This is a genomic window from Limosilactobacillus secaliphilus (genome assembly GCF_001437055.1).
Lineage (GTDB): Bacteria > Bacillota > Bacilli > Lactobacillales > Lactobacillaceae > Limosilactobacillus > Limosilactobacillus secaliphilus.
Window position 1 is genome coordinate 74,812 of record NZ_JQBW01000010.1, and the last position, 25,678, is coordinate 100,489.

General features: G+C 48.4%; 24 protein-coding genes. 5 read left to right on the plus strand and 19 right to left on the minus strand.

Annotated elements, in window-relative coordinates; genetic code table 11:
• Positions 1-43: 43 nt before the first annotated feature.
• The 3 genes from IV45_RS05220 to IV45_RS05230 all read right to left on the minus strand — a co-directional run bounded on the left by IV45_RS05220 (position 44) and on the right by IV45_RS05230 (position 3,042).
• Positions 44-1,543 (minus strand): glutamate--cysteine ligase, encoded by a 1,500-nt coding sequence (locus IV45_RS05220; protein ID WP_083487271.1) that lies wholly within the window; start codon positions 1,541-1,543, stop codon positions 44-46.
• 91 nt (positions 1,544-1,634) lie between these two features.
• Entirely contained in the window at positions 1,635-2,465 is an 831-nt protein-coding gene (locus IV45_RS05225) for an alpha/beta hydrolase (RefSeq protein WP_057741331.1), read from the minus strand.
• Between the two features lie 184 nt (positions 2,466-2,649).
• On the minus strand, positions 2,650-3,042 hold the full coding sequence (locus IV45_RS05230) for a hypothetical protein (protein ID WP_057741332.1): 393 nt from the start codon (positions 3,040-3,042) through the stop codon (positions 2,650-2,652).
• Positions 3,043-3,111: 69 nt separating this feature from the next.
• On the opposite strand from IV45_RS05230, the gene IV45_RS05235 reads away from it, so the two are divergent.
• Positions 3,112-4,104, plus strand: coding sequence for an asparaginase (locus IV45_RS05235; protein WP_057741334.1), 993 nt, complete (start codon positions 3,112-3,114; stop codon positions 4,102-4,104).
• A 149-nt stretch (positions 4,105-4,253) separates the two neighbouring features.
• Here IV45_RS05235 and IV45_RS05240 read toward each other — a convergent pair whose 3' ends face one another.
• From IV45_RS05240 to IV45_RS05255, 4 genes are all read right to left on the minus strand, one after another.
• Positions 4,254-5,177 carry a homoserine dehydrogenase gene (locus IV45_RS05240; RefSeq protein ID WP_057741335.1) on the minus strand — a complete coding sequence of 308 codons (924 nt, stop codon included), beginning with the start codon at positions 5,175-5,177 and terminating at the stop codon, positions 4,254-4,256.
• Positions 5,178-5,334: 157 nt separating this feature from the next.
• Positions 5,335-7,740, minus strand: coding sequence for a phosphoenolpyruvate synthase (gene ppsA, locus IV45_RS05245; protein WP_057741337.1), 2,406 nt, complete (start codon positions 7,738-7,740; stop codon positions 5,335-5,337).
• Between the two features lie 206 nt (positions 7,741-7,946).
• A complete protein-coding gene (locus IV45_RS05250; RefSeq protein ID WP_057741338.1) occupies positions 7,947-9,467 on the minus strand; it encodes an ABC transporter permease/substrate-binding protein in 1,521 nt (506 codons plus the stop codon).
• Positions 9,460-10,401, minus strand: a complete 942-nt coding sequence (locus tag IV45_RS05255; protein ID WP_057741340.1) for an ATP-binding cassette domain-containing protein — start codon at positions 10,399-10,401, stop codon at positions 9,460-9,462. Before IV45_RS05255 ends, IV45_RS05250 begins: the two co-directional genes overlap by 8 nt.
• 142 nt (positions 10,402-10,543) lie before the next feature.
• On the opposite strand from IV45_RS05255, the gene IV45_RS05260 reads away from it, so the two are divergent.
• Positions 10,544-10,981, plus strand: coding sequence for an Rrf2 family transcriptional regulator (locus IV45_RS05260; protein ID WP_057741342.1), 438 nt, complete (start codon positions 10,544-10,546; stop codon positions 10,979-10,981).
• Between the two features lies 1 nt (position 10,982).
• A complete protein-coding gene (locus IV45_RS05265) occupies positions 10,983-11,849 on the plus strand; it encodes an NmrA family NAD(P)-binding protein (RefSeq protein WP_057741344.1) in 867 nt (288 codons plus the stop codon).
• Between the two features lie 54 nt (positions 11,850-11,903).
• Here IV45_RS05265 and IV45_RS05270 read toward each other — a convergent pair whose 3' ends face one another.
• Genes IV45_RS05270 through IV45_RS05285 form a run of 4 tightly spaced genes read right to left on the minus strand, consistent with a single transcriptional unit; the run spans position 11,904 to position 14,568 of the window.
• Positions 11,904-12,437 carry a GNAT family N-acetyltransferase gene (locus tag IV45_RS05270; RefSeq protein WP_057741346.1) on the minus strand — a complete coding sequence of 178 codons (534 nt, stop codon included), beginning with the start codon at positions 12,435-12,437 and terminating at the stop codon, positions 11,904-11,906.
• Between the two features lie 46 nt (positions 12,438-12,483).
• On the minus strand, positions 12,484-13,344 hold the full coding sequence (locus tag IV45_RS05275) for a metallophosphoesterase (protein ID WP_057741347.1): 861 nt from the start codon (positions 13,342-13,344) through the stop codon (positions 12,484-12,486).
• An 18-nt stretch (positions 13,345-13,362) separates the two neighbouring features.
• The gene (locus IV45_RS05280) at positions 13,363-13,959 is read right to left on the minus strand and encodes a uracil-DNA glycosylase family protein (protein WP_057741349.1); all 597 of its coding nucleotides are present in this window, start codon (positions 13,957-13,959) and stop codon (positions 13,363-13,365) included.
• A gap of 36 nt (positions 13,960-13,995) precedes the next feature.
• A complete protein-coding gene (locus IV45_RS05285; RefSeq protein WP_057741351.1) occupies positions 13,996-14,568 on the minus strand; it encodes an NADPH-dependent F420 reductase in 573 nt (190 codons plus the stop codon).
• A 153-nt stretch (positions 14,569-14,721) separates the two neighbouring features.
• Here IV45_RS05285 and IV45_RS05290 point away from each other — a divergent pair, with 153 nt between their 5' ends.
• Both IV45_RS05290 and IV45_RS05295 read left to right on the plus strand, forming a co-directional pair.
• On the plus strand, positions 14,722-15,288 hold the full coding sequence (locus IV45_RS05290; protein WP_057741353.1) for a cadmium resistance transporter: 567 nt from the start codon (positions 14,722-14,724) through the stop codon (positions 15,286-15,288).
• 15 nt (positions 15,289-15,303) lie between these two features.
• Positions 15,304-15,627, plus strand: a complete 324-nt coding sequence (locus IV45_RS05295) for an ArsR/SmtB family transcription factor (protein WP_057741354.1) — start codon at positions 15,304-15,306, stop codon at positions 15,625-15,627.
• A gap of 73 nt (positions 15,628-15,700) precedes the next feature.
• On the opposite strand, the gene budA is transcribed toward IV45_RS05295, so the two are convergent.
• From budA to IV45_RS05335, 8 genes are all read right to left on the minus strand, one after another.
• Positions 15,701-16,414, minus strand: a complete 714-nt coding sequence (gene budA, locus IV45_RS05300; protein ID WP_057741356.1) for an acetolactate decarboxylase — start codon at positions 16,412-16,414, stop codon at positions 15,701-15,703.
• Positions 16,415-16,426: 12 nt separating this feature from the next.
• Positions 16,427-18,103, minus strand: a complete 1,677-nt coding sequence (alsS, locus tag IV45_RS05305; RefSeq protein WP_057741357.1) for an acetolactate synthase AlsS — start codon at positions 18,101-18,103, stop codon at positions 16,427-16,429.
• A gap of 218 nt (positions 18,104-18,321) precedes the next feature.
• The gene (locus tag IV45_RS05310; RefSeq protein ID WP_057741359.1) at positions 18,322-18,948 is read right to left on the minus strand and encodes a GyrI-like domain-containing protein; all 627 of its coding nucleotides are present in this window, start codon (positions 18,946-18,948) and stop codon (positions 18,322-18,324) included.
• A gap of 26 nt (positions 18,949-18,974) precedes the next feature.
• Positions 18,975-20,015, minus strand: coding sequence for a serine hydrolase domain-containing protein (locus tag IV45_RS05315; protein WP_057741360.1), 1,041 nt, complete (start codon positions 20,013-20,015; stop codon positions 18,975-18,977).
• Between the two features lie 157 nt (positions 20,016-20,172).
• Complete coding sequence (locus IV45_RS05320) at positions 20,173-20,391, minus strand: hypothetical protein (RefSeq protein WP_057741362.1); 219 nt, start codon at positions 20,389-20,391, stop codon at positions 20,173-20,175.
• Between the two features lie 66 nt (positions 20,392-20,457).
• Complete coding sequence (locus tag IV45_RS05325) at positions 20,458-22,299, minus strand: ABC transporter ATP-binding protein (protein ID WP_057741363.1); 1,842 nt, start codon at positions 22,297-22,299, stop codon at positions 20,458-20,460.
• A complete protein-coding gene (locus IV45_RS05330) occupies positions 22,292-24,061 on the minus strand; it encodes an ABC transporter ATP-binding protein (RefSeq protein ID WP_057741365.1) in 1,770 nt (589 codons plus the stop codon). The genes IV45_RS05325 and IV45_RS05330 overlap by 8 nt, the downstream gene beginning before the upstream one ends.
• Positions 24,062-24,828: 767 nt before the next feature.
• Positions 24,829-25,572 carry an ion transporter gene (locus IV45_RS05335; RefSeq protein WP_057741367.1) on the minus strand — a complete coding sequence of 248 codons (744 nt, stop codon included), beginning with the start codon at positions 25,570-25,572 and terminating at the stop codon, positions 24,829-24,831.
• Positions 25,573-25,678 lie beyond the last annotated feature (106 nt).

Genomic DNA, 25,678 nt, shown 5'->3' on the forward strand with positions numbered 1-25,678 from the left:
ACTGAATGCCCTACTGGCGTTGGTCACGCTTTAATTAATTCAATTAATCTTGAGCCAACTGGGGGAACATCCGCTGTAATTCACCCAGCGGTCCATGAGGCATTTCGATCTCCAGCGTTGGTTCGATGGCCTTTCGCTGATCCTTGTAGCTGAACCAAACCTGGTGATTCTGGTATTCCACTTCAACACCAGAAACGATGGCTGCCTTAATCATATTTTGGATGGACTTGGAACAAACCTTGCCCATAACTTCCAGTGGTTGTCCGGACTGAACCTGGATGGAGAAACGGTCGTTGGCCAGTTTCAAACCAAAGGACATGAAGTTACCGGATTCGGTGTTGGCTACCATCTGCCCTGCGATGGTCAAAGATGGATCTTCAATCCGCCGTTGAACAAACTTCAAAGCCAGCCGGTACTGACGTGGTGCATCGTATTCATCACAGAACTTCTCCAGTTCATCCGTCAGCTTCGTGGCTGCTTCCTTGAGCCATTCAGGTTGTTCCAACGGATCCTGCATAGCCACTTCCTGGTTCCGGGCAATGGCCTTCTGCAAGTCATCCTGGCTGTAAGTCTTGGAATCACTCAACAGCGAGTGGACCATCACCAGTTCAACAAAGTTCAGGGTATCTTCACTCATGCCCGTCGTTGCAAATGGGTCCAGGTCAAACATCCGCAGTGAAAGGTAGGTTGCGCCACCTTGATGAAGGTCGCCGGATTCGTTGTGCAAGCAAACCGGTCCTTGGAATTCTTGCATGTTCTGGTAGGTGCCATCATGCAGGAATTGATTCAAGCTCTGTTCGTATTGATCAAAGGAACCGTAGTTAACCTCTTCATTGGTCAGGTTGCCATAACCCAACGAACTGTTGCGCAGGCTGCGAATCTGGTGATCCAGTTTCGGTGCCAGCACATCCTGAGCCATCGGCGGTACTGGACTGGCCCCAAACAGGTAGGTGAAGAGCCACTGCCAGAGAACATAGTGTTGGCCCAGCTTGAAGTACAATTCGTTGCGGAAGTTGACTTCATCCTTGTATTCGTCCTTGCCAAAGCGGTCGTAAATCCATTCGATCAGTTGGTGGTCGACACTGTAGCCAACGTGGACACCGGCCATCAGAGCTGGAATCTCGCCATACTTGGCAGTGAGTCGGTGACTAAAGTCCTTGAAGTCTGGCCGTGTACAGTTGTCCTTCAAGAAATCCAAGTCGTGCAGATAAACGGCAGTCGGTGCTAATGACAGTGGCCAGAGCCGTTCCTCACTGCTCAGATGACTATCAACGATTTGCTGCAACACCGCCATTTGCCGCACCGCTGACTTGGCGCCCTTAACGATGATGCCATTGAATTCCATCGTGTTATCGGAGTAGCCGCTGGTCAAATATGGGTTCGTCGTGCGGTTGCCTAAGCCTTTCGGATAATCGTGCTGGCTAGCTCTACCGGTCGTTAATACCCGCAATGCTTGCATCCGTAAACCGAATGAGCTATTGAATAAACGTTGGCTCATTGCTGGATCCTGCTTTAAAGCTGTCCGGAGCTCTTGCTTGTCCATTTTTTCACCTTCATCTCACGTATTTCTTTTATCTTTCTTAATATCTTAACGAAATCATTATATTCGTCTGCGAAAAATCGTCAATCCCTGCTTACCACAGGAAGTCCGCGATCCAGTTGTCCACCTGCTTGCTCTTGTGCAGGCCGGAATGCGTGGCCTTGCTGCTCTTCCAGCACTTGTTAACGACCTTGGTCTTTTGGTGACGCAACAAATAGTTAACCGACAAGGAAGAAGCATTGGTCACTAGTGTGTCGGAATTGCTGCCGTCACCGATGTTGCCATAGATGTTCAAGACCTTCACCGACCGTGGAAAGGTGCTGCTCAACTGCATCAGCCGTTCATAACTCGGGTAATACTGGTTAGCCGGGTACTTGATCGACGGATTGTAGTGGTTCTTAGCACTCACTTTGTTCTTGTTCGGCTGGTCGTTCAATGACAGGACACCGTCAAATGGCCCCGCCAAAATCACAAATTTCTTGACCGTCGGAATCCGGGATGGCTGGTAGGCCAACGCCTGGTAAACGGCCACGTTGCCGGCAGAATGTGCGACCAGATTGACTTGGTCGACACCTGACTTGGTCTTGAGATAATTCAGAGCTTTGATCAGCCAATGTGCGTTCTTCGTTGTCGGCGCCGAATTATTCAGGAAGTTAACCTGGACAAGCGGGTGTGCAACCTTTTGCATGTGGCCATGAACAATCAACCGGCCCGAGGAGGTCACGTTGATCGTCATCACCTTCTTGGTACCAGGATTGCGACGGCTCAGGTCCCGAATCATGGTGTCAGTCGATCCATGGGTCCCTTGCAGGCCATGCACAAAAACGGTCGTCGCCCCGGGATCACTGTTGGCCCGAGCCGAAATACCGGTCACAGTCAAAATTGCTAAACACAAACTGGCTACGAACAGCGCAAGTTTCTTCATATGAATCATTAATCCTTTTCTAAAATAATTACAAATTAACCATAACACAAACCACCGTCTAAAGAGCGATGTTTTTTAATGCGTTTTCAAGGACTTTTACCTATTTATGCAGGCAAATATGAAACGCCGGTCGACCCTGTGAGTTACTCGTCAACTCAGATCGGTTAAGCGGATAGCGGTTTGCCTATACAGAACGATAGTGGGCATTCAGCAGCCATTGCACATCCTGATCGCTGGCCTGGCCGTCTTCAAACCGGCGGGCACAGTAACGCAGGCGTCGAGTCGACTCCCACTGGTCACCAACCAAGCTTTGTTCACACCTGGCATGGGCATCCGGACCAAAACCTTTCCCTGCCTTCACCCGGTCTAAGCGCCAACTCGGCCAGGTCACCAAACGAGCCGCTGGGGTGCGTTCGTGCCAGCGTGCTTCGTATGACCAACCAGCTGCTTGCCAGCGGTATTTGGCCTGCCAGTAGCCGCCAGCCTTCTTCGCCATGGTAAAGCTGGCACATTTGGGGATCGGCCACGGAGCGTGAGTACGCAAATACTGGTCTTGACCCTTTACTGGCTGCTCCATATGATCCCTCCTTGTTTTTCGGCATGAGCAAAATTAGAATATAATTAATCTGTAAAGGTGGTGGAAGTGATGGCGGAAAAAAGTCTGCTGATGTTGTCAACTGGGGGCACGATTGCCTCAGTCAATACCAAGGAGGGCCTGGCCCCTGGTGAAAGCGGCCAAGACCTCTTGTCACTCGTTGGCAATATCCCTTATCAAATCACCGTTAAGGACATCTTAAATCTGGATTCTTCAAATATCCAACCAGAAGAATGGCAACTGATCGCTAAAAAGGTTTACCAGTACCGCAACGATTACGACGGCATCGTCATCTCCCACGGGACCGATACGATGGCCTATACGGCTTCAATGCTGACCTTCATGCTTCAGCACATCAACCTGCCCGTTGTGCTTACCGGGAGTCAAATGCCCATCACTCAACCATTAAGTGACGCCCCTGACAACTTGAAAGCTGCCTTCGCTGCCGCTGCCCAATGTGCGCCAGGAATCTATGTCGCTTTTGATCGTAAAATCATCCGCGGTTGCCGCAGCGTCAAAGTGCGGACGACCGCCTTCAACGCCTTTGAGAGTGTCAATGTTCCACCAGTTGCCGAGATCACTTCTGACGGTCTGGTCATGAATGAGCAACCCAAACCTGTTGACGGTGACTGCATTTTGAACACTAAAATCGATACCAACGTCGCCTTGATCAAGCTTTTTCCTGGCTTTGATCCGCACATCATTCAAGCGATGGCCGACAACGGTACTCGTGGCATCGTGATCGAAGCCTACGGAATTGGGGGCATGACCTATATCCGGCGTAACGTTGCCGCAGCGATCGCCAATCTCAGCCGTGCCGGAATCCCCGTCATCGCTTCCAGTCAGGTCTTATACGAGAAGAGCGACTTCACCCGTTACGAAGTGGGTCGCCAAGCCCTCCTCGCTGGTGCCATTTCCGCACGTGATATGACCAGCGAAAGTGCCATCACCAAATTAATGTGGGCTCTGGGCCAAGGCATGAATGTCGAACAGGTCAAACAATTCTTTCAGACCGATGTCGCCGGCGAAATCAGTTTAAAATAAGCTATAAGAAAAAGGATCAGCGCTTTGTTTCCGCTGGTCCTTTTGCGTTTAACTGCCAACCACTGCCTGAGTGCACGAACAGTGGTTGACCGCAAAATAATTCATTTAGGCCGCAAGCAGGATCGTACAAGCTTTGCGGCCTGTTTTTGTCATTTTTGTGAGTCTGAAAGCCAGAGCAGGTCTTGCCAAATGCTATTGGCAGTTGCATCGCCACCGGCTCCTGGCCCCATCAGGCTCAACTTTCCTAAATGTTCGGTAGTCAACTGAATCCAGTTGGTGACCCCATCAACGTGGGCTGGCAAATGACTAGCTGGCAATTGGTCCAGGGTAACCCGAATCTTCAGCTTTCCCTGAGCAATGGCGATGTGGCCTACCTGTTTGAGGACTTGATTGTGTTCGGCCGCTTGTCCAATATCCAGGTCGTCAGTGATCTCCGTGCGAGCCACCTTTTCCACCGGGTAAAACCGATGAAAGGCTAAGTTAGCTAGAATCACTAGTTTGTTGGCGGCGTCCCAACCCGTTAGATCTAAATCACTGCCCCGCTCGGCGTACCCTTTCTGCTGGGCCTCTGAAAGTGCCTGCTGAAGCGATAAACCTCCCTGCTGCATCGCCGTTAAGACGTAATTGCTGGTTCCATTTAAGATGCCATCAATTGCCAACACCCGATCACGGCGGACCAAATCACGCAGGGTATGAATGATGGGGATACCTCCACCCACACTGGCTTCAAAGCACAAATGGCAATGGTAGGTCTGGGCAAGTCGTTGTAATTGCGGCAATTGCCGGGCCAGCAAGGCTTTGTTGGCCGTCACGACATTCTTGCCCCGCTGCAAACAAGCACTTATGTATTCGGCCGCCGGGTGCAGGCCACCCATCACCTCAACCACGGTCTCAACGTCTGGGTTCTCAATGATCAACTGGGGATCGGTTACTAAGTCGACCTGCTTAAATTGACGATAGTGGTCTGGATGACGGACCAAGACGTGCCCGAGACTAAAGGACTTCCGCTGCCGTTGCGCCTGGTGCCAAACTGCTTGTCCAACAGTGCCAAAACCTAACATTGCCCATTTCATAAGATCTATCTCCCCTTAAAAAACAAAAAAGATAGTCGATACTTTCTTCAAAGACCTAACGAAAGTATCAGCTATCTTTAGTAATTTATTTCCCGGTGGAAACTGTATTAATTTAACTTGATCATAACACGATCAACGTCAATTTCAAACGACCATTTTACCAATCGTACTCTTCAGGATCCTTAAGTCCCATTCCAGTAGCGTGGTCGAGCATGATCCGCTGTTCGTAGTGAGCAACGTTACGCTTCGTCGTCTTAACCATGTCTGGGTTGACGGAAACGTAGTCGATACCGTGCTGGATCAGGAAGTTAGTGAATTCTGGGTATTCAGATGGTGCCTGACCACAAATGGAAACGGTCTTGCCGTCCTTGTGAGCCGTCTTGATCAGGTGAACGATTGCCCGTTTAACGGTTAAGTTACGTTCATCAAACAGGTGAGCAACCATGCCGTTGTTCCGGTCACAGCCTAAGAGCAACATAGCCAAGTCGTTGGACCCGATGGAGTAGCCGTCGACATAGTGGTTAAACTTGTCGGCACAGATGATGTTGGACGGGATTTCCGCCATCATGTAAACCTTGAAGTCGTGGCTCCGAACCAGGCCTTCACCTTCCATGATCTCGGTGATCCGTTGTGCTTCTGCCACTGTCCGAACGAATGGAATCATAACATTCAGGTTCTTCAGACCATACTCGTCACGAACCTTCTTTACGGCATCCAGTTCAAGCTTGAAGGCTTCGATGTACTTCGGGTCGTAGTAACGAGAGGCACCACGCCAGCCAAGCAGGTCGGATGGTTCGTGTGGTTCATACTTTTCGCCGCCCTTCAGCTTCCGGTATTCACTGGACTTGAAGTCGGACAGACGCAGGATCACTGGCCGTGGTGACATTGCCCGGGCAACTTGAGCAACCCCGTTAGCTAACTTGTTAACCACGGTTTCAGGATGACCCTTTTCAATCAAGTAAAGTGGGTGTTCATGAATGTAAGTCGTCCACAGGAATTCTTCCCGCATCAGACCGATCCCATCAGCTGGCAGGCCGGCATAACGGTCAACCAGGTCTGGGTCACCTAAGTTCATCATGACGCCAGTAGCTGTCGGTGGGAAGTATTCGGCAGCAGCGGCAACCTGCTGGGTAGCCTGCTTTGGCTTCTCCAGCATTTCTTCCACTTTACCTTGGTAAACAACCCCGTTCTTGGCATCGACGGTCACAACATCGCCGTCCTTGAAGACATCAGTGGCTGCTTTACCCTTACTCTTGGTCCCAACGATACATGGAATCTGCATTTCACGCGAAACGATAGCGGCGTGGCAGGTCATCCCACCGTTGTTGGTGATAATGGCGGCAGCCTTCTTCATTGCTGGAACCCAGTCTGGTGAAGTCATCAAGGTAACCAGCACTTCACCCTTCTTGAATTGATCAATGTCCTTCGGGTCGTCAATGACGTGGACAATACCGCTGGCCAGGCCTGGACTAGCTGGCAAACCACGAACGGCAACCTTCGTCTTGGCTGCTTGTAATTTCAGCTCGCCGTTTTCCTTGGTAACCGGGTTAGCAGCTTCCTGCTTCTTCCGCTGTGACCAAACCGTTTCTGGCCGTGCCTGAACGATCCACAGTTTGTTGGTGTTGGAGTCGAGGGCAAATTCCATGTCCATCAGGCAGCCATAGTGGTTTTCGATTTCCTTAGCATAACCGGCCAGTTCCAGTACTTGCTCATCAGTCAATACCTGCTTGTTCTGCAGTTCTTCTGGCACTGGTTCTTCCTTCGTACCACCGCCTGGCAGACGGGTTAACTGAACGGTTTGAGCGGTGATGGTCTTGTCAACGATCTTCATCGTCTTCTTGTCAATAATGAAGTGGTCAGGGGTTACCTTACCTAAAACAACGTATTCACCCAGACCATAAATTGGGTCGATCACGATCTGTGATTCATCCCCGTTGGCAACATTGACTGAGAACATGATCCCAGAAGCCTTGGAGAAGACCATCATTTGAACGGCAGCGGATAAGGCTACCTTGTCATATGGGAAGTTCTGCTTGTGCCGGTAGTAAGTAGCCCGGTCAGTAAACAGTGAAGCATAACATTCCTGAACCCGCTGAACAACATCGTCGGCGCCTTTAATGTTCAAGTATGATTCTTGCTGGCCGGCGAAGGATGCGTTTGGCAAGTCTTCGGCAGTTGCGGAGGAACGAATGGCCACGAATGGATCCGGCTGACCAACCTTCTGTGACAGCATCTGGTAAGCCTGACGAATATCCTTAGCCAAATCTTCAGGCATCTTAGCGGCCGTGATCAACCGACGAATCTTGTTGCAGGCAGCGTGTAATTCATCGCTGTTTTCGTAGTCCTGAATACTGTTCAGAATGTATTTAACTTGAGTATTCAGGTCTGTGGCACTCATAAAGTAACGATAAGCATGTGCCGTGGTAGCAAAGCCGTAAGGAACCGGAACGTTCATTTCCGAAGTCATTTCACCCAAAGATGAAGACTTCCCGCCGACCAAGTTAACATCGGAACGGTGCAATTCGTCAAACCATAATACATTGGCGTCATTTCGATCAGTCATTCGATTACCTCCTCTGAGTATCTTGTAAGCGTTTTCAACTACCTCTATTTTAGTCTATTTGGGGGTAAAATGGCTGACATTTTCGAATTTTTAATCAACAAATGTCGTAATCTTAAACAAATCGCAAAAAACGTCGATTCAAGCGATTAACTAAAAAACGTGACCAGCTCATCTTTTTAAGAGTTGGTCACGTAGTAATTTGTTGATTATTTTTTGATCAAATGATGCTGTAAAAGATAGCGGCGGGCAACATGCGCGGCACTCTGCTTCTTAACGGTCACGTCATAGTTCATCTGCTGCATTTCCTCAGTAGTAATTTTGCCAGACAGCTTATTTAGCGCCTTAACCACTTTAGGATTCTTCTTGGCAAACGACTCCTTCATCAACGGTGCACCTTGGTACGGCGGGAAGAAATGCTTGTCGTCTTGCAGCATTTTCAGATGATATTGCGGAATCTGCGGATCGGTCGTGTAACCGTCAACCACATTGACCCGGCCGTTCGCAATCGCCTTGTAACGAATTGACGGTTCCATCGTTTTGACCGTCTTGAAGTTATAGCCATAAGGCCCCTTCAGGCCAGGATAACCATCATGCAGCTGGTAGAAGTCAGGATCAAAACCGGCCTCGACCTGGTCATTCAAGGCCGACAACTGACTCATCTTGGTCAACTGATGTTCCTGTGCAAATTGGGGACTGGCAACGAGTGCGTAACCATTTTGATATTTCATTGGCTTTAGGTAACGCATCTGGTAACGACTAGCCAACTCACGCCGCGCCGTTTGATATGTCTTTTCCGGATCCGAACTGGTCTTACCCTTGAGCTTGATAATCTGCTGGTTCACCGTGCCCGTAAATTCCGGATAGATGTCAATCTGGTTGCTCTGCAAGGCCTTAAAAAGAAAGTTGGTTCCGCCAAAGTTTGGCTTCAAGGTCACATCCGCTTTTGGATCAGCATCTTTGATCAGGTCCTTGTACATGTGAATCAGAATATCCGGTTCGCTCCCCATCTTGCCGGCGATCACAATCTTGGTTGGTGCCGGCCAGACTGCTTGATAAGTTTTAAAGCCGCCAAAGCCGATCAAGATAAGCGCAATTCCAATTAGTCCAACCCGCATCCGCTTGGTGTTTTTGCTAATAAACTTCAACAGCCAGCTAAAGAAGAAGGCCAGTACAGCGGACAGCACGGCACCAATAATCACATAATCGTTGTTGTTGGATTGAATACCAGTCAGGATAAAAGTACCAAGGCCGCCACCGCCGATTAAGGCTGCCAACGTCGCGGTCCCAATGATCATGACCAACGAAATCCGAATGCCTGAAAGGATCATCGGCATTGCCATTGGCAGCTCCAAGCGTTCTAATTTCTTCCACTTAGTCAGACCAAATGCCGTTGCCGCTTCTTCGAGGTTGGGTGCGATGTCGGTCAATCCAGCATAGGTGTTTTGAAAGATTGGCATAATCGCATACAGGACTAATGCAATTACGGCCGGCACCGTCCCAATCCCGACAATGGGAATCAAGAGCCCTAAAACGGCTAGGCTTGGGATGGTTTGAATGATACCGGCCACCTGCAAGCAGGCTTCAGCAATCCGCCGGTGGTCCTTCAGCAAAATGGCTAACGGAATCGCAATGACCATCGCAATCAGCAAGGAGAGCAGCGAAATGCCGATGTGTTGCTCAAGCGCTTTGATGATTGCAACTTGTTGACTTTGCAATGTACTAAGCATTCTCGTGCTCCTTTCTGATCAGGTAATTCCAAACGTTATCTCGCTGAATGCGAAAGTCGCCGCTACCCAACCGGCAAACCACGGCGTCAGTATCATGATCGCGAAAGTAGGCCAACAATTGAGTCAAGCTGGTCATTGCCACTGCACTACCTGCGTCGGCATTTGTGATCCGCTGCCCCAGCACGTCGCAAACTAAGCGATCGAAGTCCGGTTGTATGCCATGGCCCTTGAAGAAATTCTTCACGAAGGCATTGGCCGGATGAAGGATGATGTCGTTGGGCGCGCCAACCTGTTGCAGAACGCCATCTTTGAGCACCGCGATCTTGTCACCCATCCTGAGGGCCTCGCGCATGTCGTGCGTTACAAACAGGATTGTTGTCGCCGTCGCATGGTGAATTTTTAACACCAGATCCTGCAGCTGTTTACGCACCACTGGGTCAAGCGCGCTGAATGATTCATCCATCAAGATGACGCCGGGCTGAGCCGCCAACGCACGGACAATGCCGACCCGTTGCTGCTCACCGCCAGACAACTCATTCGGCATCCGCTTGGCGTAACTTTCGTCCAGATCCACCTTAGTCAACAATTGACGGGCAATTTCGTGGCGCTGTTTACGGTCCATGCCTTGCTGCTCCAATTGAATACCAATGTTGTCCTCAATATTCAGATTGGGAAACAGACTGCTATCCTGCAGCACGTAACCGGTATGCAGACGCAAATCTTGCAGGTCATAATCTTTGATCTTTTTATGATTGAAGTAAACATTGCCATCGTCCGGGACGACGAGGCGGTTAAACATCTTCAAAAGTGTGGTTTTACCGCTACCACTCGGGCCCACCAGTACAAACAATTCACCCTTGTTGACGGTGAATGACACGTCTTGTAGAACTGTTTTACCAACAAAGCTCTTGGCAATGTGCTCATATTCGATCATTTCGTTGTGTCCTTTCTCGTAACTATACAAGTTACACGCATAATAGTATATTGCTGATTAACCTGTCAAATTATACGAATATCTTGTAACTTGCTTAGTTACAATTACTTTGATACAATGTCTGACAAAGGGAGATTTAAATATGGCAATTTCTACTCGTTATAGTGACGCCATTCATATCATGGCTTTTATCTACATCTATCAAAACACGAAGTTATCCAGTGAAAACATCGCTAAGAGTGTAATGACTTCACCTGTTGTCGTGCGGCGAATAATGAGTGCCCTGCAAAAGGCGGCATTGATCAAAACCACTCACGGCTCGCCCAATCCCGTTTTGGCTAAGGATGCCGCCAATATCACCTTATTGGACATTTATCTAGCGGTGGAAAATGATAAACCCCTGTTCACTGTTGACCACAAGACTAATCCGCAATGCATCGTTGGTAGTCAAATTCAGGGAATCCTGACCCAACACTATCACGAGGTGCAGTCTGCAGCACTGGGACGCCTCGAACGAATTACTCTCCAAGACATCATTGACGAAATCATTACAAATTACAAAAGCGGAAAGGATGACTAATATGAATTACTTGATTACCGGCGCAAGCGGTCACTTAGGACGAAAAGTAGCAACTCATTTGGCTCAAATGACAATGGAAGAAAATATCCGTCTTGGTATTCACAATCTTAAAAAACGATCCCTGTTTACAAACTTCGGTGGTGAGATTAGCCACTTAGACTACCACGATGTCGCTAGTATTGATCAAGCATTCAAAGACATTGATGTCCTGGTTTACATTCCGAGCATCACCTACAATCTGACCGATCGCATCAGCGAATTTGAAAACGTCTTGGCAGGTGCAAAACGTAATCACATCAAATCATTTATTTTCGTCAGTTTCTTCGCGGATCAAGTGAACAACCCATTCCAAATGTCGCCATTCTATGCCTACGTCCCTCGACGGCTAGCTGGCAGCGATATTGCTTACGCTTATGTCCGCAACAGTTTATACGCTGATCCATTGGTGCCTTACCTACCGGAATTAATTCAACGCGGTAATGTTATCTACCCGGTAGGATCACAAGCGATGTCGTTTATCAGCCGCGATGATAGTGCTAAGGCAATCGCCAGCTTAGCGGTTCAGCCAGTTTTACGCGATCATGGTCAAAGTTATCTCCTGTCAATGTCTCACAACTACAACATGGTCGAGTTAAGTCACATCATGTCACATGTAACCGGCAGACACATTGGCTATCAACCTGTTGCCATTCAAGAGTTTGCTAACATTTACGCCGCAGAAGGTGATGGCAAAGAGTTAGCTTCGATGTATGCCGGCGCTGCATTAGGTTTACTCAGCGAAACAAGCGATGATTTTCATCGTTTGACTGGTGATGCTCCACAGGACATGGCAGAATTCTTAAAAGCTAATTATGAAGCATCAAAATAACTACGTAAAATGGCTGCTAACCCTTGTGACAAGGCTAGCAGCCATTTATTTGTATCAATTAGTTAAGTCGCGTTCCATCAACTTGGCCGGCGTCGGACCGGTGTCAGAGTAATTCAAAATCAGGCTGGCACTCACTTGAAAACCCACTCGCTCGTAGGAACGCTGTGCTGGCAGGTTATCGGCAACAATGTCTACGTGGACAGCTTGGCCACCATTTTGTTTTGCCTGATTCAAAATATAAAGCAAGAACCGCCGCGAAAGGCCATGCCCTCGGTACTGTGGCCGTGTTGCAAAAAGATGTAAAACACGCACCTGTGATTGTGGAAAATTCCGTTGCCAATGACCCTGGCCGTAGATCTGATCATCACCCGTATAAAGAGCGCCAGCAGCGGCAATCCGTTGACTATCAACCGCAATCAGTAGCATTTTCTGTGGATCATCGATTGCGTCTCTCAGCATCTCTTCGGTTGGATGAACACCCCACTGCCATTCGGGACTGTATTGATCCACTTTCTGATGATCACAGACCTCTTGATAGAAAGACCGTAATTCAGGTATATCAGCTGTTTGCGCTTTTCGAAATTCCATCCAGGCACCCCCCTAAAATTACGGTCAATTATATTACCAAATCGAGCTAGTGGTCGTTTTTTGACGATAAATTGAGAACCCGTAGCGTGGCCTGCCATTGCTCGATAAAAGTGGCTCGTTGCCATTCGTTAACACGGCGATTGCGCACACCTACTGCCTGGTGTAAGTAAGTGACATGACCTCGCGACAAAGCTGGATGGCGGTTATGCAGGTGACCATAGGCAACATAACTGACATTGGGAAACGACTCTAGCAGTTCCCCTAGCCGATCACTGCCGAGCATTGCTTGGATCATCTCAAAGACTTTTTCGTGTCGCGGCGTATTGACTCTCGCTGGACGCGGGGCCAGCAATTCATGGCGCGGGGCAAAATGGGTTAAAAACAACACCCGGCGGCCATCCGCTTGCGCCTGCAGCAAACGTCCACGTACTTGCTGCAAAACTCTTTGCATCCGTTCTGGATCGCTCATCGGCTGTTCGGCGGTGCTATCCAACCAGTAAACCCGTTTCCAGCTAGCAACTCGCTCCGGTTGGTCGGCATATTGTGAGAAACCATAGTCGTACCAGCCGTTATTGCCGATCACCCGCCACTGGCTGCCTGGCAAATCAATAAAGCGATTGTGCAGGTAATGGGCATCCGGCAGTGATTCGAGTTGATCAAAACTGGCGTGGTTCATCATGTCATGGTTGCCAGCTAAATAATAGACGCGGGTCTGCCCAGCCAAGCGTTGCTGCAACTGCTGCATGTAGTCCTGGGTCTGGGCAAAGTCGTTAAACAGGTCACCAATGTGGAAGTAATAGTCAGCCGCAATTGACCGTAAATATTGAGCTTGCGCTGTCAAGGTTGCTTCTAAATCAACTCGATTCACATCCAGGTGATTGTCACTGGAGATCGCCACTTTTGTCACAATTATCCCCTTCTTCTGCTACTCTGGCCGGTCTTGCATAATTGCTTGGACCTGGCTCTTCAAATCTGGGAGAACTGTCGCACTAAACCACGGATTCCGGCTCATCCATACCCGATTTCGCGGTGACGGGTGAATGATCGGAAAGAACTGCGGCAGGTATTGCTGATAATTCTTGACCACCTGGGTGATCGGCGTACTCTTAGCCAAATGCAGGTAAGAACGGCAAGCATAAGCACCGATCAATATCGTTAGTTGAATATCGGGCATCAACTTCAGCAGCTGTGGGTGCCATTTGGCCGCAAAATCGGGACGTGGTGGCAGATCACCATGCGGACCATTTCCTGGGAAATAAAAATCCATCGGCATGATTGCAACCTTGCTGGAATGATAGAACTGGTCCCAACTAAGTCCCAGCCAGTCGCGCAGACGAACTCCGCTACGGTCATTCCAAAACATTCCCTGCTCCTGTGCCTTTTGTCCTGGTGCTTGGGCAATCAACAGGATTCGTGCATTCGGCCCCGCATAGTACAAGGGCTTGATCCCTTTTTGGGTGAAAGCCCGGTTTTCGGGATCGGACGCAATGGCTTGAAAAATCTGTTTAAAGGGGTCAGTCATGATTCTTCCTCTGGATTAACGCATCCTATCAGTCAATTAACCATGAATTAAGTTCCAGCCGCCATTCCAACTAATCTTCTTGTTAGCGGCTAAAGTCATCTGCAGAAAGCCCATCGCTTCCATTTCCCGGGCCCGCTTCAAAGCACCAGCATCAACAACCGTTAGTGGACTGCCCTTAAGTGCATCGCTGAAGGTGTCCTTCGCTGCCTGATCATTGCCAGCTACCAAAACGGTCGTTGTCTGATCACCATTTTTGCCACTCTTCAACGTTGCAGCAAAATTCGTGTTGAAGGCTTTTAAAACGGTACTTTGACCCAGTTGTTCCTGCAGTTGCTGTGCTGCTGAGCCATCCGCAGGTACAACCAGTTCGTCCCAAGTATCGAAGTTCAGCGGGTTGGTAATGTCGACAACGATTTTGCCAACCAACTCATTTGCGTATTGGGTTGCCAAGGACTTCAGAGCTGGGTACGGAACGGCCATAATCACGATCTGTCCTAAATCAGTGGCGTGGTCATGTGAACCATAGTATTCAACGGTATTGCCAGCTTCTTCGAAATTGTGGCCAATAGCCTGGCCCATGTTGCCTTTACCAAAAATCGTGATCTTCATTGCTAACATCTCCCTTTTAATTTACTTACATTTTATAAGTGATTTAACAATTCGGCAACCACTTTGCTTAACGACTTTAAAAAATATCTCTTGAATATATATCATATTCCGTATATATTATATGAGAATGATATTATCCGGAGGAACTATCGTATGAGTTGGTTAACTATTTGCCTCACCTTTATTGCAGTTAATCTCGACTTTTTCTTTATCCTGATTTGTTTAATGCGCAAATACACCTTACAGTCTGTTATTGTTGGCTATCTGGTTGGCATTCTAATTCTCGTATCGGCTAGCTTTGTTGCTGGCAAAATGTTAGCAACTTTCTTGCCGGAGTGGTTGTTGGGCACACTGGGCATCTTACCAATTTGGTTGGCATTTCATGATGACGACGAGGAAGCACCAAGCGACAAACACCACTTACATGGCTGGCTGGAAGTGATGCTTACCTATTTGTCGGTCTGCACAGGTTGCAATCTTTCAATCTTTTTACCCGTCCTGACAACAGTTTCACTTTTTCAATTCATTCAAGTCTTACTATTGCTTACCATTTTGACCGTTTTATTGGTATGCTTATTGAAAATAGTCGGCGATTTGCCTGCTGTGGACCGTATGATGAAACAATACGGCGATCGCATCACAAAAGTCATCTACGTGGGTGTCGGTCTTTACGTATTTTTTGACAGTGGCCTGATCAGCCATTTAATGACCCTCCTTTGAAAGGATTAGCAACAAATGGAAATTCCAAGTGAACAAATTGAAGAAGCAGCTAAAATTTATGGCGTCTTGAGCAACAGCATCCGGATCAAAATCTTGTATTTCCTCTACTATCAGGAAAATGATGTGCCCGTGAACGAAATCGTCCATGAACTGGGCTTGTCACAGCCGGTGGTTTCACGGCAGTTAGCGATTCTCCGTCAATACCAGCTCGTCCGTTTTCATCGCGAAGGCAAACAGGTCTTCTATGTCGTCGATGACCCGCATGTGGTCGAGATGATTAACGACATGCTCAACCACGTCAAACATGAAATCAAGGGCTTGCCCCATCCCAAACAATAACTTGCAAAAAAGGATCCAGTTACCAAAAATGGCATCTGAATCCTTTTTCTGTGTGTCCAGATTTTGTCTGTTATTACTTGCTACCTTCTGCAGCGGCGATTCCTGCCCGCAAACTCTGCAGGTCTACCTTACTCTGCCGATAATCCTGATCTTCAACTGGCAGGTGTTGTTCCAGCGTGTCGAAGATTTCAAAATCACCCTTAAGCTGGTCAGCACTAAAGCCGAGCAGGTGGCCGGCAAATTGACGATCATCGCTAATGAAGTGCAGGTGCCAACCGGCAGCGGTAATGCTACCGAAGACATCCGGTGCATAGTAACCCAGGATCGTTCCGTCAATATCCTGACGATGGAATTCAGGCTGACCCTTGGCAACTTCCAAGAGGCTCGGATATGGCCGTTCCTGCTTCGGTGCGATCCGCGTGTGGACCTTCTCAAAATGCCCGCTTAACTTTAGAAAAGCAAAAACGTTTGCCAGTTGATGATCGTCTACAAATTGCCCGTTCAACAAATCAAAGTTGACTTGTTGCAATGTGACTGGCGTTGGCTTATCCGGAAAGTGAACGGACGCAAACGGCATCTTAGCATCGCGCTCAGTCACATGATTGACATGGCCATCGCTCACCGCTTGGTAAACCTCGCCATTCAAGATGATGACTTCGCCGTTTAAGCCATCAAAGGTGCCGATCCCTGTATTACCGTGCTTCAACAAATCACCGACTGCGATCGTTCCGGCCATGTTGCCGGCCATCAACGCAGCCAACGTACCGTGTTCATAAAGTTTGCTCATGTATCTGCCTCCTTAGCCCAGTTGAGAACTAATCAACTTAGCAGCCAGGTCACGGTTGCGTGAGTAGTCAACTGGAACGTCAACGACTACCGGGCCATCAGTCTTGAAGGCCTTTTGCAGTGTGTCCTTCAATTCCGTCGGCTTGTTCACCCGTAATCCGGTGGCGCCACAGCTTTCGGCGTACTTAACAATGTCAACTGCACCAAATGTGACCCCAGCGGCTTGTGGGTACTTCATCTCTTCTTGGAATTTAACCATGTCATAGTGACCGCCATCGTTCCAGACAATCACAACCACGTTCAAGTGATGCTGAACGGCGGTGGCTAACTCGGCACCGGAGAAGAGGAAACCCCCATCCCCGACGACGGCGACCGCTTGATGTTCGGGATGAAGCATAGCGGCTACCATTGCCCATGGCAGACCAACACCCAGCGTTTGCATACCGTTACTGATCAACAGGTGGCGCGGTTCGTAACAACGGAAGTGACGGGCCATCCAGATGTAGTGGGAACCAACATCCACGGCCACCGTCATATCATCCGTCACATTTTCTTGGATTGCCTGCACAATGGCCAACGGGTGGTTTGCCCCATGTTCTTTTGGCACCTGCAATTGCTTGTCGGCATCCAATTGTTGCTTAAACTTAGCCAAAGTGCCCTTCGCCGCCTGCGGATAGCTGTAGCCACTCAGTAAACTGTCAAGTTCCTGCAGACTCGTAGCGATATTACCGATCAGCTGCATGATTGGCGTGTAGTGGTTGTCAATCTGTGCCGGCAGGGTATCCAAGTTAACGATGCGCAGGTCATCGTTGGCGTTCCAGTTACGCGGTTCATACTCAATGGCATCGTAACCAACCGCCAGTACCAGGTCACTGGCTGCCAATAATTGGTCACCAACCTGGTTACGGAATAAGCCGACCCGACCAAAGTAGGATTGAGCTTCCAGATCACGGGAAACCACACCCGCAGCCTGATAAGTTTCGACGACTGGGAAGTGGTAATCGGTCATCAAGCGCCGCAGAGCAGCTGTAATTTCCTCGTCGGCACCCCGTTGACCAACCAAGATGACGGGTAACTTAGCACTCTTAATTAAGTCCACCAGTTTCCGTAAATCTTGCGGATCAGCCGGTCCCATCCGCGGTGTCTGATAGATCGGCAATGCCGGTTCCGTCACCGTTGCGTCGTCCACGTCTTGCGGCAGACTGACAAAGGCCGTTCCCTTGTGGCCATTCTGACTGGCTTCAAACGCATTCGCCATGATTTCAGAGATGTTGTCGGGATCCTGAATTTCTGCACTGTATTGGGTAATTGGTGCCATGATTTCAGTTGATGGCGTACTTTGGTGAGTTGCTCGATGCAGGTCTTTTCGCTGCACTTGGCCACCAATTGCGAGGACCGGGTCGCCTTCCGCGTTGGCCGTCATAATACCGGTGGTTAGGTTGCCGACGCCGGGGCCAGAAGTAGAAATAGCAACCCCGGTCTTTCCGGTTAAACGGCCGTAAGCTTGGGCCATAAAGACAGCATTCTGTTCGTGACGGGTCACAATCAGTTTCGGTGAATCCTTGCTGTCCTGACCGTCCAAGGCTTCAAACAGGCGGTCGATCTTGGCACCGGGAATCCCAAACACCATATCGACACCATGTTTACGCAGACTATCGATCACAACGTCTGCACCAGTCATCTTTTTCATCTCAACACCTCATTTAATTGCATAATAAAAATCATTTTCTACAGATTACGCTTATTTGCTCAATTTCACAAGAATGTATCTTTGTTCACATGGCGTTAATGGTACGATGTTAACGTGTGCATAAGTCAGAAAATTTTGTTAATTTCACAAAGTTGTGGCATGTTGCACAAAGTGAATTCAAAACAAAAAAGCATCCGTAGTTGGCGGATGCTTTAATACTATTTAACTGGAATACGAATAACGGTTTTCATGCGCTCTGGTTTAACGCGCCGCGGGTCAGACAAGTAGATTTCATGATGATGGCGGCGATCAGAATAATCGAGCTGCAAGCCCTGACTGGCAACGAACTCATGCAGCTTAGCGACCGTTGCAGGTTCGTCATCGTAAGGGCCGATGTGCATGATCTGAGCACACTTGCCTTCCGTGATGGTCGTCAACTGCACCTTTGATGCGTCGACCTTTTTCTTGTTGGCAGCTTCAGTGATCGCCCACTTTAAGACGTCCGGGTTGACAAAACCAGGCATGCGGATCGCCGAAATAAAGTGGAATGTTTCCTTATGCTGGTAATCAACGCCCTTCACGCCTGGCTGCCACCAGAAGCCTTCCAGCGGCGGAACCACGAAATCAAAGTAGTCCTGAATATGATGATCACCCATCTTGCTCATCTTGATGGTGTAGGCCACCGTGTACAATTGCTGCAATGCCTTGGCATACTGGCCGCCAGTCTGGTTGGGATCTCCGTCGCCAGTCACCGTAATGAACTGCATTTCTGGAACGTCAATCAATGCTGGTTTGGTCGTTGGCCGATAAAGCGCGCGGTTCTCCTTCTTGAAATCGTAAGCCATTTTCACTTTCACCTTTCATCTCGTCACTACTTGAAATAGACCTTGGCCACCTGGTTCGATAGATTATCCGTGTCCTTTGACGACATGGAGTTGGAGAACAGGATCATCGTCTTTTTTCCATTCGTGAACACGTTGCAAGTGTAGCCTTCAACGGTCCCGTTTGAATGCAAGATCCCGTCACGCACGTAGCCACCGGCAAAGTAATGACTGTCCGGTGCCACTTTGGCATGCATGATCTCCTTAAATAACGGCCGGTGACTGTTAAACGCCTGCGTCAGAATTACCCAGTAGTCGGCGGGACTGATCAGCATGTCGCCCGCACCCAAGTAGGTGGATAACTGCCGCTTAATATGGTGCCAATGACTCTGTTGATTACCAGCCAACATGCCGGTTCCCAGCACTGTCTGCGGATCCTTGACCTGGTAGTAGAACTTGGTCTGCTTCAGGTGGTTAGGTTTGATGTAATAGTCCTTCACCATGTCAGCGTAGGATTCGTGGTAGATCTTCGACAAAATCCCGCTCAACAAGGCATAGTTAACGCTGGCATAAATCCAACCATGACCACCACTCGACGATAAGTGGCTCAGTGAGTAACCCAGCTGCGCGTTCTGGTCGGGCAGCGGTTGGTCAGAAAAACGACTCTTGTCTGCCAAACCACTGGTGTGAGTTAACAGCTCCCGCACGGTAATCTGCTTGCTGTTCGGGACTTGCGGGAAGTACTTACTCAGCTTGGTGTTAAAGGATAGCTTGTGATCCTTCACCGCGCGCAGAACCAACATCCCCGTCAGTAACTTCTGGGTCGAGCCAATCGGGAAGAGTTTCTTCTCCGTGATGTACTGTGGCGAATCCTTAGGCACTGTGCTGTGCTGGATCCGAACGGGTTGACGGCGGTGTTCCCCATCAACCAGCACCATCACGTTGGCGTTGGACTTGTTGAGCACGGTTTGGATCTGGTGCTCCTCTTTTTTGGTTATCGCTGCTTTCGCCAAAATCGGCTGGTTAACATTCATTAATAGCAAAAACAAGATGATCAAAATGGTCAGCTTGTGTGATTGATACCACTTCATTCTCCTATACCACAGACACTACCTGTGATTCCTCCCAACTTCTTGTTCACGAAAAATATTATTATACCGTCAGTTTTGGCCTGTCAACATGGATTAGCAATTACCACTTGTGAAAAATACAAAATGTTTGCTAATTCCTTATCACCAGGCCAGTCGCCTACTTGTCTGCAACATTAACTTTTTTGATCAAGATTGACCGTTTCTTCAGATATATGTGGGCAACCTCATAGCCATAATCCAGCAGTTCCTTCTTGTAATTCAGGAAGGAGTGGTCAAGCGGCACACCACCCCACTCTTTAACCTGATCAAACGACAAAGTTAACTGGTCCTGACCACTGGCTGCAATTTTCTCCCATAGTTGTTGATACTTACTCATCTGCTATTCCTCTTTTAATCATGTCTTTATCCATCCTAGACCGGTCAACGACACAAAGCCAGTGTCTTAACGCAAGGCGTGCCGGAATTGACTGTTGTATAAGCGCGCATAGAAGCCGCCCTTGGCCAGCAATGACTCATGGTTGCCCGTTTCGACAATATGACCGTGGTTCAACACAATAATCTGATCGGCATTCTGAACCGTCGACAAACGGTGGGCCACAATGAAGGTCGTCCGGTTGGCCCGCAGGTTATCCATCGCCGCTTGAATCAGCGACTCGGTCCGGGTATCAACGGAGCTGGTGGCCTCATCCAGAATCAAGATTTCCGGGTTGGCGGCAAAGGCCCGTGCGATCGTCAACAGTTGCTGCTGGCCAGTCGAAATCTCCGTGGACCCTTCGCCCAGAACGGTTTGGTAGCCATCCGGCAAGGTGCGGATAAAGTGGTCGGCACGTGCCAGCCCCGCAGCTTGGTAAACATCTTCCGCGCTGGCGCCGGGGTGGCCGAATGAAATGTTGTCCATAATCGTGCCGTGAAAAAGCCAGGTCTCTTGTGGAACAATGGCAAAATGCCGCCGCAAGTCCGCCCGCGTCATGTCCTGGGTGTTGACCCCATGTAAAAGAATCTTCCCCGCATTGACGTCATAAAAGCGCTCCAGCAGGTTAATCAACGTGGACTTACCCGCTCCGGTCGGCCCCACGATAGCGATCGTCTGCCGCGGTGCCACATCCAGGTTGAAGTGATCAATCAAAGGCTGGTCAGGACGATAACTGAACTTCACATCTTTGAAGGTAATCACCGGCCCACTGGTTTGTGCCGGTTGTGCTTTCTTAACCGTATCGGACTTCATTTCTGGCTCGTCCAAAATGGCAAAGATCCGTTCCGATGAGGCGATCGTCTGTTGGAAAACGTTGGCTAAGTTAGCTAATTGGGTGATCGGCCGGCTAAACTGCTCCTGGTACTGCAGAATGGCCTGGACGGCACCAATGGCCAGCTGACCTTGCGCAACCAGGAAGGAACCAACAACAGCCACCATCAGGAAGCCCAGGTTCCGGACAAAGTTCATGGCCGGGAAGACCAGGATGGAGAAGAACTGCGCCTTCCAGGCAGCATTGAAGTACTGCTTGTTGCCCTTTTCAAAGCGCTCCTGCTCACGTTTTTCGTCACCAAACAACTTGACCACTTGCTGGCCCGTATAGGTTTCTTCGACCTGGTTGTTGATCGTGCCCAACGTGGCCTGTTGCTTGCCAAACAGCCGCTGCGCTTTCGGTGAAATCACGCCAACGATGACCATCCCAATCGGAATCGTGATTAATGCCACCAGTGTCAGCCGCAAACTGATGGTCAGCATCAAGACCAGCACGCCAATGAAGGTGAAGGCACTCGTAACAATCTGTATTAGTCCTTGTTGCAGAGTGGCGGCAACGTTGTCCATGTCGTTGACCATCCGGCTCATGATATCACCGTGGTCATGCGTATCGTAGAAGGAAACCGGCAGGCGCCGCATTTTGCGTTTTAAATCACGACGAAGGGTATAAACCACTCGCTGAGCCAGCTGGGTCGTCAACAATTGTTGCAACAAACTGAAGATTGCCGAGCAGCCATACAGGATCAGTACTTGGACTGCGTAGTGGCCAACCTTGTGGAAGTCGATCGGCCACTGGCTCACCGAAGCGCCCATTGCCCGGCCACGCTTGACCCCCGCATAAATGGTCGTCGTTGCTTGCCCCAGAATCTTCGGGGCGGATACGGAGAAGATCACCGCCGCAATGGCAAAAATGATCGACAAGAAAAGGAGCCAGTGCCATGGCTTCAGGTAACGCAAAAGCCGCCAGGTCGTGCCCCAGAAGTTCTGTGCCTGTTCCGCTTTGCTTCGTTGCCGCAAATGAGGTGCAAATCCGTTATGCATGCTGTCCACCTCCCTGCTTCAACTGTGATGCCATGATCTGCTGGTAAGTCTGGTTCGTGCGTGCCAACTCTTCGTGAGTGCCGCAGCCAACCAGCTTGCCATTGTCCAAAACAATAATCTGGTCTGCGTTCAGCACGGTGGCAACTCGTTGAGCAACGATACAAATCACTTTGCCTTTCATCTGTGGATCAGTGGCCAGAGCCATCCGCAAGTTAGCATCTGTCTGGAAGTCCAAAGCCGAGAAGGTGTCATCAAAGACGTAAATGTCGGCGTTAGCAACTAAAGTCCGGGCGATGGCTAACCGTTGCCGCTGACCGCCAGAAAAGTTGTGACCGCCCTGTTGAACCGCTGCATCCAAGCCGCCTGCATTTTTCACAAAGTCACTGGCTTGGGCGATATCAAGAGCATGCCATATTTCGTCGGTCGTTGCGTGCGGATTGGCTTTCAATAAATTGGTCCGGACCGTACCAGAAAAGAGGACCGTCTTCTGCTGAGCCACCGTTAAGTAATGGTGGAGCTGGTTAGCCGGAATGCTATTGACCGGCCGCCCCTGCACCAGCACTTGACCGGATGCAGGTTCATACAGGTGCGCCAGCAAATCGATCAAGGTCGACTTGCCCGCACCGGTACCGCCAATCACGGCAATCGTGCTATCCCGAGGCACCTTAAAGGACACATCATCCAGAGCTAACCGTTCAGCACCTGGATAACGGAAACTCACGTGACGGAATTCGATTGCTGGGACCGACGATTGGCCTGTTTCTGGATTGCTTGACGTGGTCTGTTGACTGGCGTCAGTGGTTGTCGGCTCATAACGAACAGAATGTGGTGTCTCCAGGACTTCGTTGATCCGCTTGGCAGAAGCAGAAGCCCGTGGCAGACTGACGAACATCCGTGACAGCCGCATGAAACTCGTCAAAATCTGCGTCGTATAGGTAATGAACGCAATCAGGTCGCCAACATTCAACGTTTTGAAGGCAATCATGTGACCACCATACATGATGATCCCAACATCCGTCAGAGATAGAACCAACGTCATCGCTGGGAAAAGGCAAGCCACTAGCGAATAAGCCTTTACCCCAGTTTGCGTGTAGTCACGGTTGACCTGGTCGAAGCGTTCCTGCTCGTGGTCTTCATGATTAAAGGCACGAATCACCCGCACCCCAGTCAATCCTTCACGGAAGATTTGGTTAATATGGTCCGTTTTGCCTTGAATGCTGTGAAATAACGGGGTCGCATAGTGCAGCACTAACAGGCAAAGGACAGTCAAGATCGGTAAAGTGATTAGATAAATAACCGTCAAGCGCGGGGCTTTGATATAGGCCAACACACAGGCCGTAACTAAAATCATTGGCGACCGCAACATTTGCCGCAAGACTTGAAACATGACCGTCTGCACTTGGACCACATCATTCGTCGTCCGGGTAATCAACGTTGACGTGCCAAAATGGTTCATTTCCTGACCGGCGAAGTTCAGTACTTTGGAATATAACTTGCTCCGCAGCATGGCACCGATCTTCATTGACTGTCGCGATGCCAGAAAAACGTTCACCGTGGCCGCTATCAAACCTAGTCCGGCAACAATCAGCATTCGGCAGCCAATCGCGATGATATAAGGAAAATCGTGTTGCAGAATCCCCTTGTTGACCAGATTGGCTGTGATTGTTGGCAAATACAGGTCACAAACAGTTTGACCAAACAGAAATAAAACCGCCATGGTAGCCGGCAAAAAATCCATGTAACGATGAATTATTTTAAACATGAGTCATCATCTTTTTCCAAACGTTATCATCAATTTTCATAAGCGCCCAACCGCATATCATTGACTGGCGCTCACCCTAAATAAGACACCCTCATTGTAAGCGTTTAACAGTCGTGAAGGAAGCGTTTGGTCAAACTTTTTTCACGTGAACATTTTGTATAAAAAATCTCGCCATCACAGCATGCCGGGCCCTTATTTCTGATTTTCAGATACTGTAACGACGAATTTGTTTTACTATGACTCAAACGTTAGCTTTAGAATTTATTAATAATTCATTTTATACTTTGCATTTTTCGTTTTATACTTCTGAGATTGTTCACTTATTAGAGCTGCGACCGGCAACGCCAACATTCGATTTTTTTATATCGATGGCTTCACCGACGTTAATAAAGACTCTGTGGATGCATCTCGCGATGATTTAGTCAAAGAACTGAAGAAAATTTTCCATGCGAATGTTGAGTCTGGTTTCGTTGACAAAGATCACCCTGAATTTGAATGGGATTAAGAGTGATAATGATATATTTACTGAAGACTAATCGCAGCCATGTTTGAATCCTTAAATGCATGGTCCATCAAATCAACGTTTCCAAAGTAATCACGGAAGCACTGAAAGACATGCGCAAAGCATAAGCATCTACTAAAAAGCGGTCATGAACTATTACCGGTTCACGGCCGTTTTTGTAAGCTACTATAGTTATCTAAACACCTTAAACTATCTTTGATTCTAATAATAACCTACTACGTTCATTACCCAATGATAATCAAGTTTACTTGGTTTTGACTTGAGTTTTATTAAGTCGTTGTTCAATTTGATTTAACTCAGCCAGCAATTCATGATTTTCTTGATGTAGCTGACGAATCTCTTGCTTCATATCACTGTCATCTTGTTGACTGAAGAAATTCGTTAAGTTACTGGTCAACATTCCAATTAATCCTATCCCAATTAACATGTCGACTATCGCTGCAAACTTACCCAGGGCAGTATGAGGAGAAATATCACCATAACCTACTGTCGTTGCGGTTGTAATTGACCACCATAAAGCCGTACTAAAATTAACTTTTTCCGCAATCGAATAGAGTGACGATGTAACCACAAGTACGGCAATCGCTAGATAACAGTAATAAACTAACCCATTCATCTTTAAAAACTTTTCTAGGCGGCCAAGCAAGCCAATCAATCTAGTCATTCGTAATAATCGGGTAAACTTTAATAACCGGAAAAGTCGCCCAATTCTGTTAATACGACAAAATGCAAAAATACCATTAACAGGAATGATAGAAAGTAAGTCAAATAAATTATTCTTGAAGAACTGCTTTTTGCTCTTTGATAAAAGTAAACGAGTAAAGTAATCTATTGTAAAAATAACTAATATGACATTGTCAATTAACGCCCAATATCCTGTGTCAATGTCAATTTTATCAGCGTAATCGAGTGTCATTAATACGACAGAAATAACTGCTAAGAGTGCCATGACTGAGTTATAGATTTTTGAATGATTAATGAATTTCATAATGATCTAAGCTAATTCATAATTGTTATCAAATTTTGTTGCTGCAACTTAGACTATTGTAAAACTTGCTTGCACATAAGCGAAGTATAGAAATAGCCTTGAAAAA

Excerpts from the sequence above, each read along its gene's own strand:
- IV45_RS05220 (WP_083487271.1), bottom strand. The coding sequence starts at position 1,543 with ATGGACAAGCAAGAGCTCCGGACAGCTTTAAAGCAGGATCCAGCAATG.
- IV45_RS05225 (WP_057741331.1), bottom strand. The coding sequence starts at position 2,465 with ATGAAGAAACTTGCGCTGTTCGTAGCCAGTTTGTGTTTAGCAATTTTG.
- IV45_RS05230 (WP_057741332.1), bottom strand. The coding sequence starts at position 3,042 with ATGGAGCAGCCAGTAAAGGGTCAAGACCAGTATTTGCGTACTCACGCT.
- IV45_RS05235 (WP_057741334.1), top strand. The coding sequence starts at position 3,112 with ATGGCGGAAAAAAGTCTGCTGATGTTGTCAACTGGGGGCACGATTGCC.
- IV45_RS05240 (WP_057741335.1), bottom strand. The coding sequence starts at position 5,177 with ATGAAATGGGCAATGTTAGGTTTTGGCACTGTTGGACAAGCAGTTTGG.
- ppsA (WP_057741337.1), bottom strand. The coding sequence starts at position 7,740 with ATGACTGATCGAAATGACGCCAATGTATTATGGTTTGACGAATTGCAC.
- IV45_RS05250 (WP_057741338.1), bottom strand. The coding sequence starts at position 9,467 with ATGCTTAGTACATTGCAAAGTCAACAAGTTGCAATCATCAAAGCGCTT.
- IV45_RS05255 (WP_057741340.1), bottom strand. The coding sequence starts at position 10,401 with ATGATCGAATATGAGCACATTGCCAAGAGCTTTGTTGGTAAAACAGTT.
- IV45_RS05260 (WP_057741342.1), top strand. The coding sequence starts at position 10,544 with ATGGCAATTTCTACTCGTTATAGTGACGCCATTCATATCATGGCTTTT.
- IV45_RS05265 (WP_057741344.1), top strand. The coding sequence starts at position 10,983 with ATGAATTACTTGATTACCGGCGCAAGCGGTCACTTAGGACGAAAAGTA.
- IV45_RS05270 (WP_057741346.1), bottom strand. The coding sequence starts at position 12,437 with ATGGAATTTCGAAAAGCGCAAACAGCTGATATACCTGAATTACGGTCT.
- IV45_RS05280 (WP_057741349.1), bottom strand. The coding sequence starts at position 13,959 with ATGACTGACCCCTTTAAACAGATTTTTCAAGCCATTGCGTCCGATCCC.
- IV45_RS05285 (WP_057741351.1), bottom strand. The coding sequence starts at position 14,568 with ATGAAGATCACGATTTTTGGTAAAGGCAACATGGGCCAGGCTATTGGC.
- IV45_RS05290 (WP_057741353.1), top strand. The coding sequence starts at position 14,722 with ATGAGTTGGTTAACTATTTGCCTCACCTTTATTGCAGTTAATCTCGAC.
- IV45_RS05295 (WP_057741354.1), top strand. The coding sequence starts at position 15,304 with ATGGAAATTCCAAGTGAACAAATTGAAGAAGCAGCTAAAATTTATGGC.
- budA (WP_057741356.1), bottom strand. The coding sequence starts at position 16,414 with ATGAGCAAACTTTATGAACACGGTACGTTGGCTGCGTTGATGGCCGGC.
- alsS (WP_057741357.1), bottom strand. The coding sequence starts at position 18,103 with ATGAAAAAGATGACTGGTGCAGACGTTGTGATCGATAGTCTGCGTAAA.
- IV45_RS05310 (WP_057741359.1), bottom strand. The coding sequence starts at position 18,948 with ATGGCTTACGATTTCAAGAAGGAGAACCGCGCGCTTTATCGGCCAACG.
- IV45_RS05315 (WP_057741360.1), bottom strand. The coding sequence starts at position 20,015 with ATGAAGTGGTATCAATCACACAAGCTGACCATTTTGATCATCTTGTTT.
- IV45_RS05320 (WP_057741362.1), bottom strand. The coding sequence starts at position 20,391 with ATGAGTAAGTATCAACAACTATGGGAGAAAATTGCAGCCAGTGGTCAG.
- IV45_RS05325 (WP_057741363.1), bottom strand. The coding sequence starts at position 22,299 with ATGCATAACGGATTTGCACCTCATTTGCGGCAACGAAGCAAAGCGGAA.
- IV45_RS05330 (WP_057741365.1), bottom strand. The coding sequence starts at position 24,061 with ATGTTTAAAATAATTCATCGTTACATGGATTTTTTGCCGGCTACCATG.
- IV45_RS05335 (WP_057741367.1), bottom strand. The coding sequence starts at position 25,572 with ATGAAATTCATTAATCATTCAAAAATCTATAACTCAGTCATGGCACTC.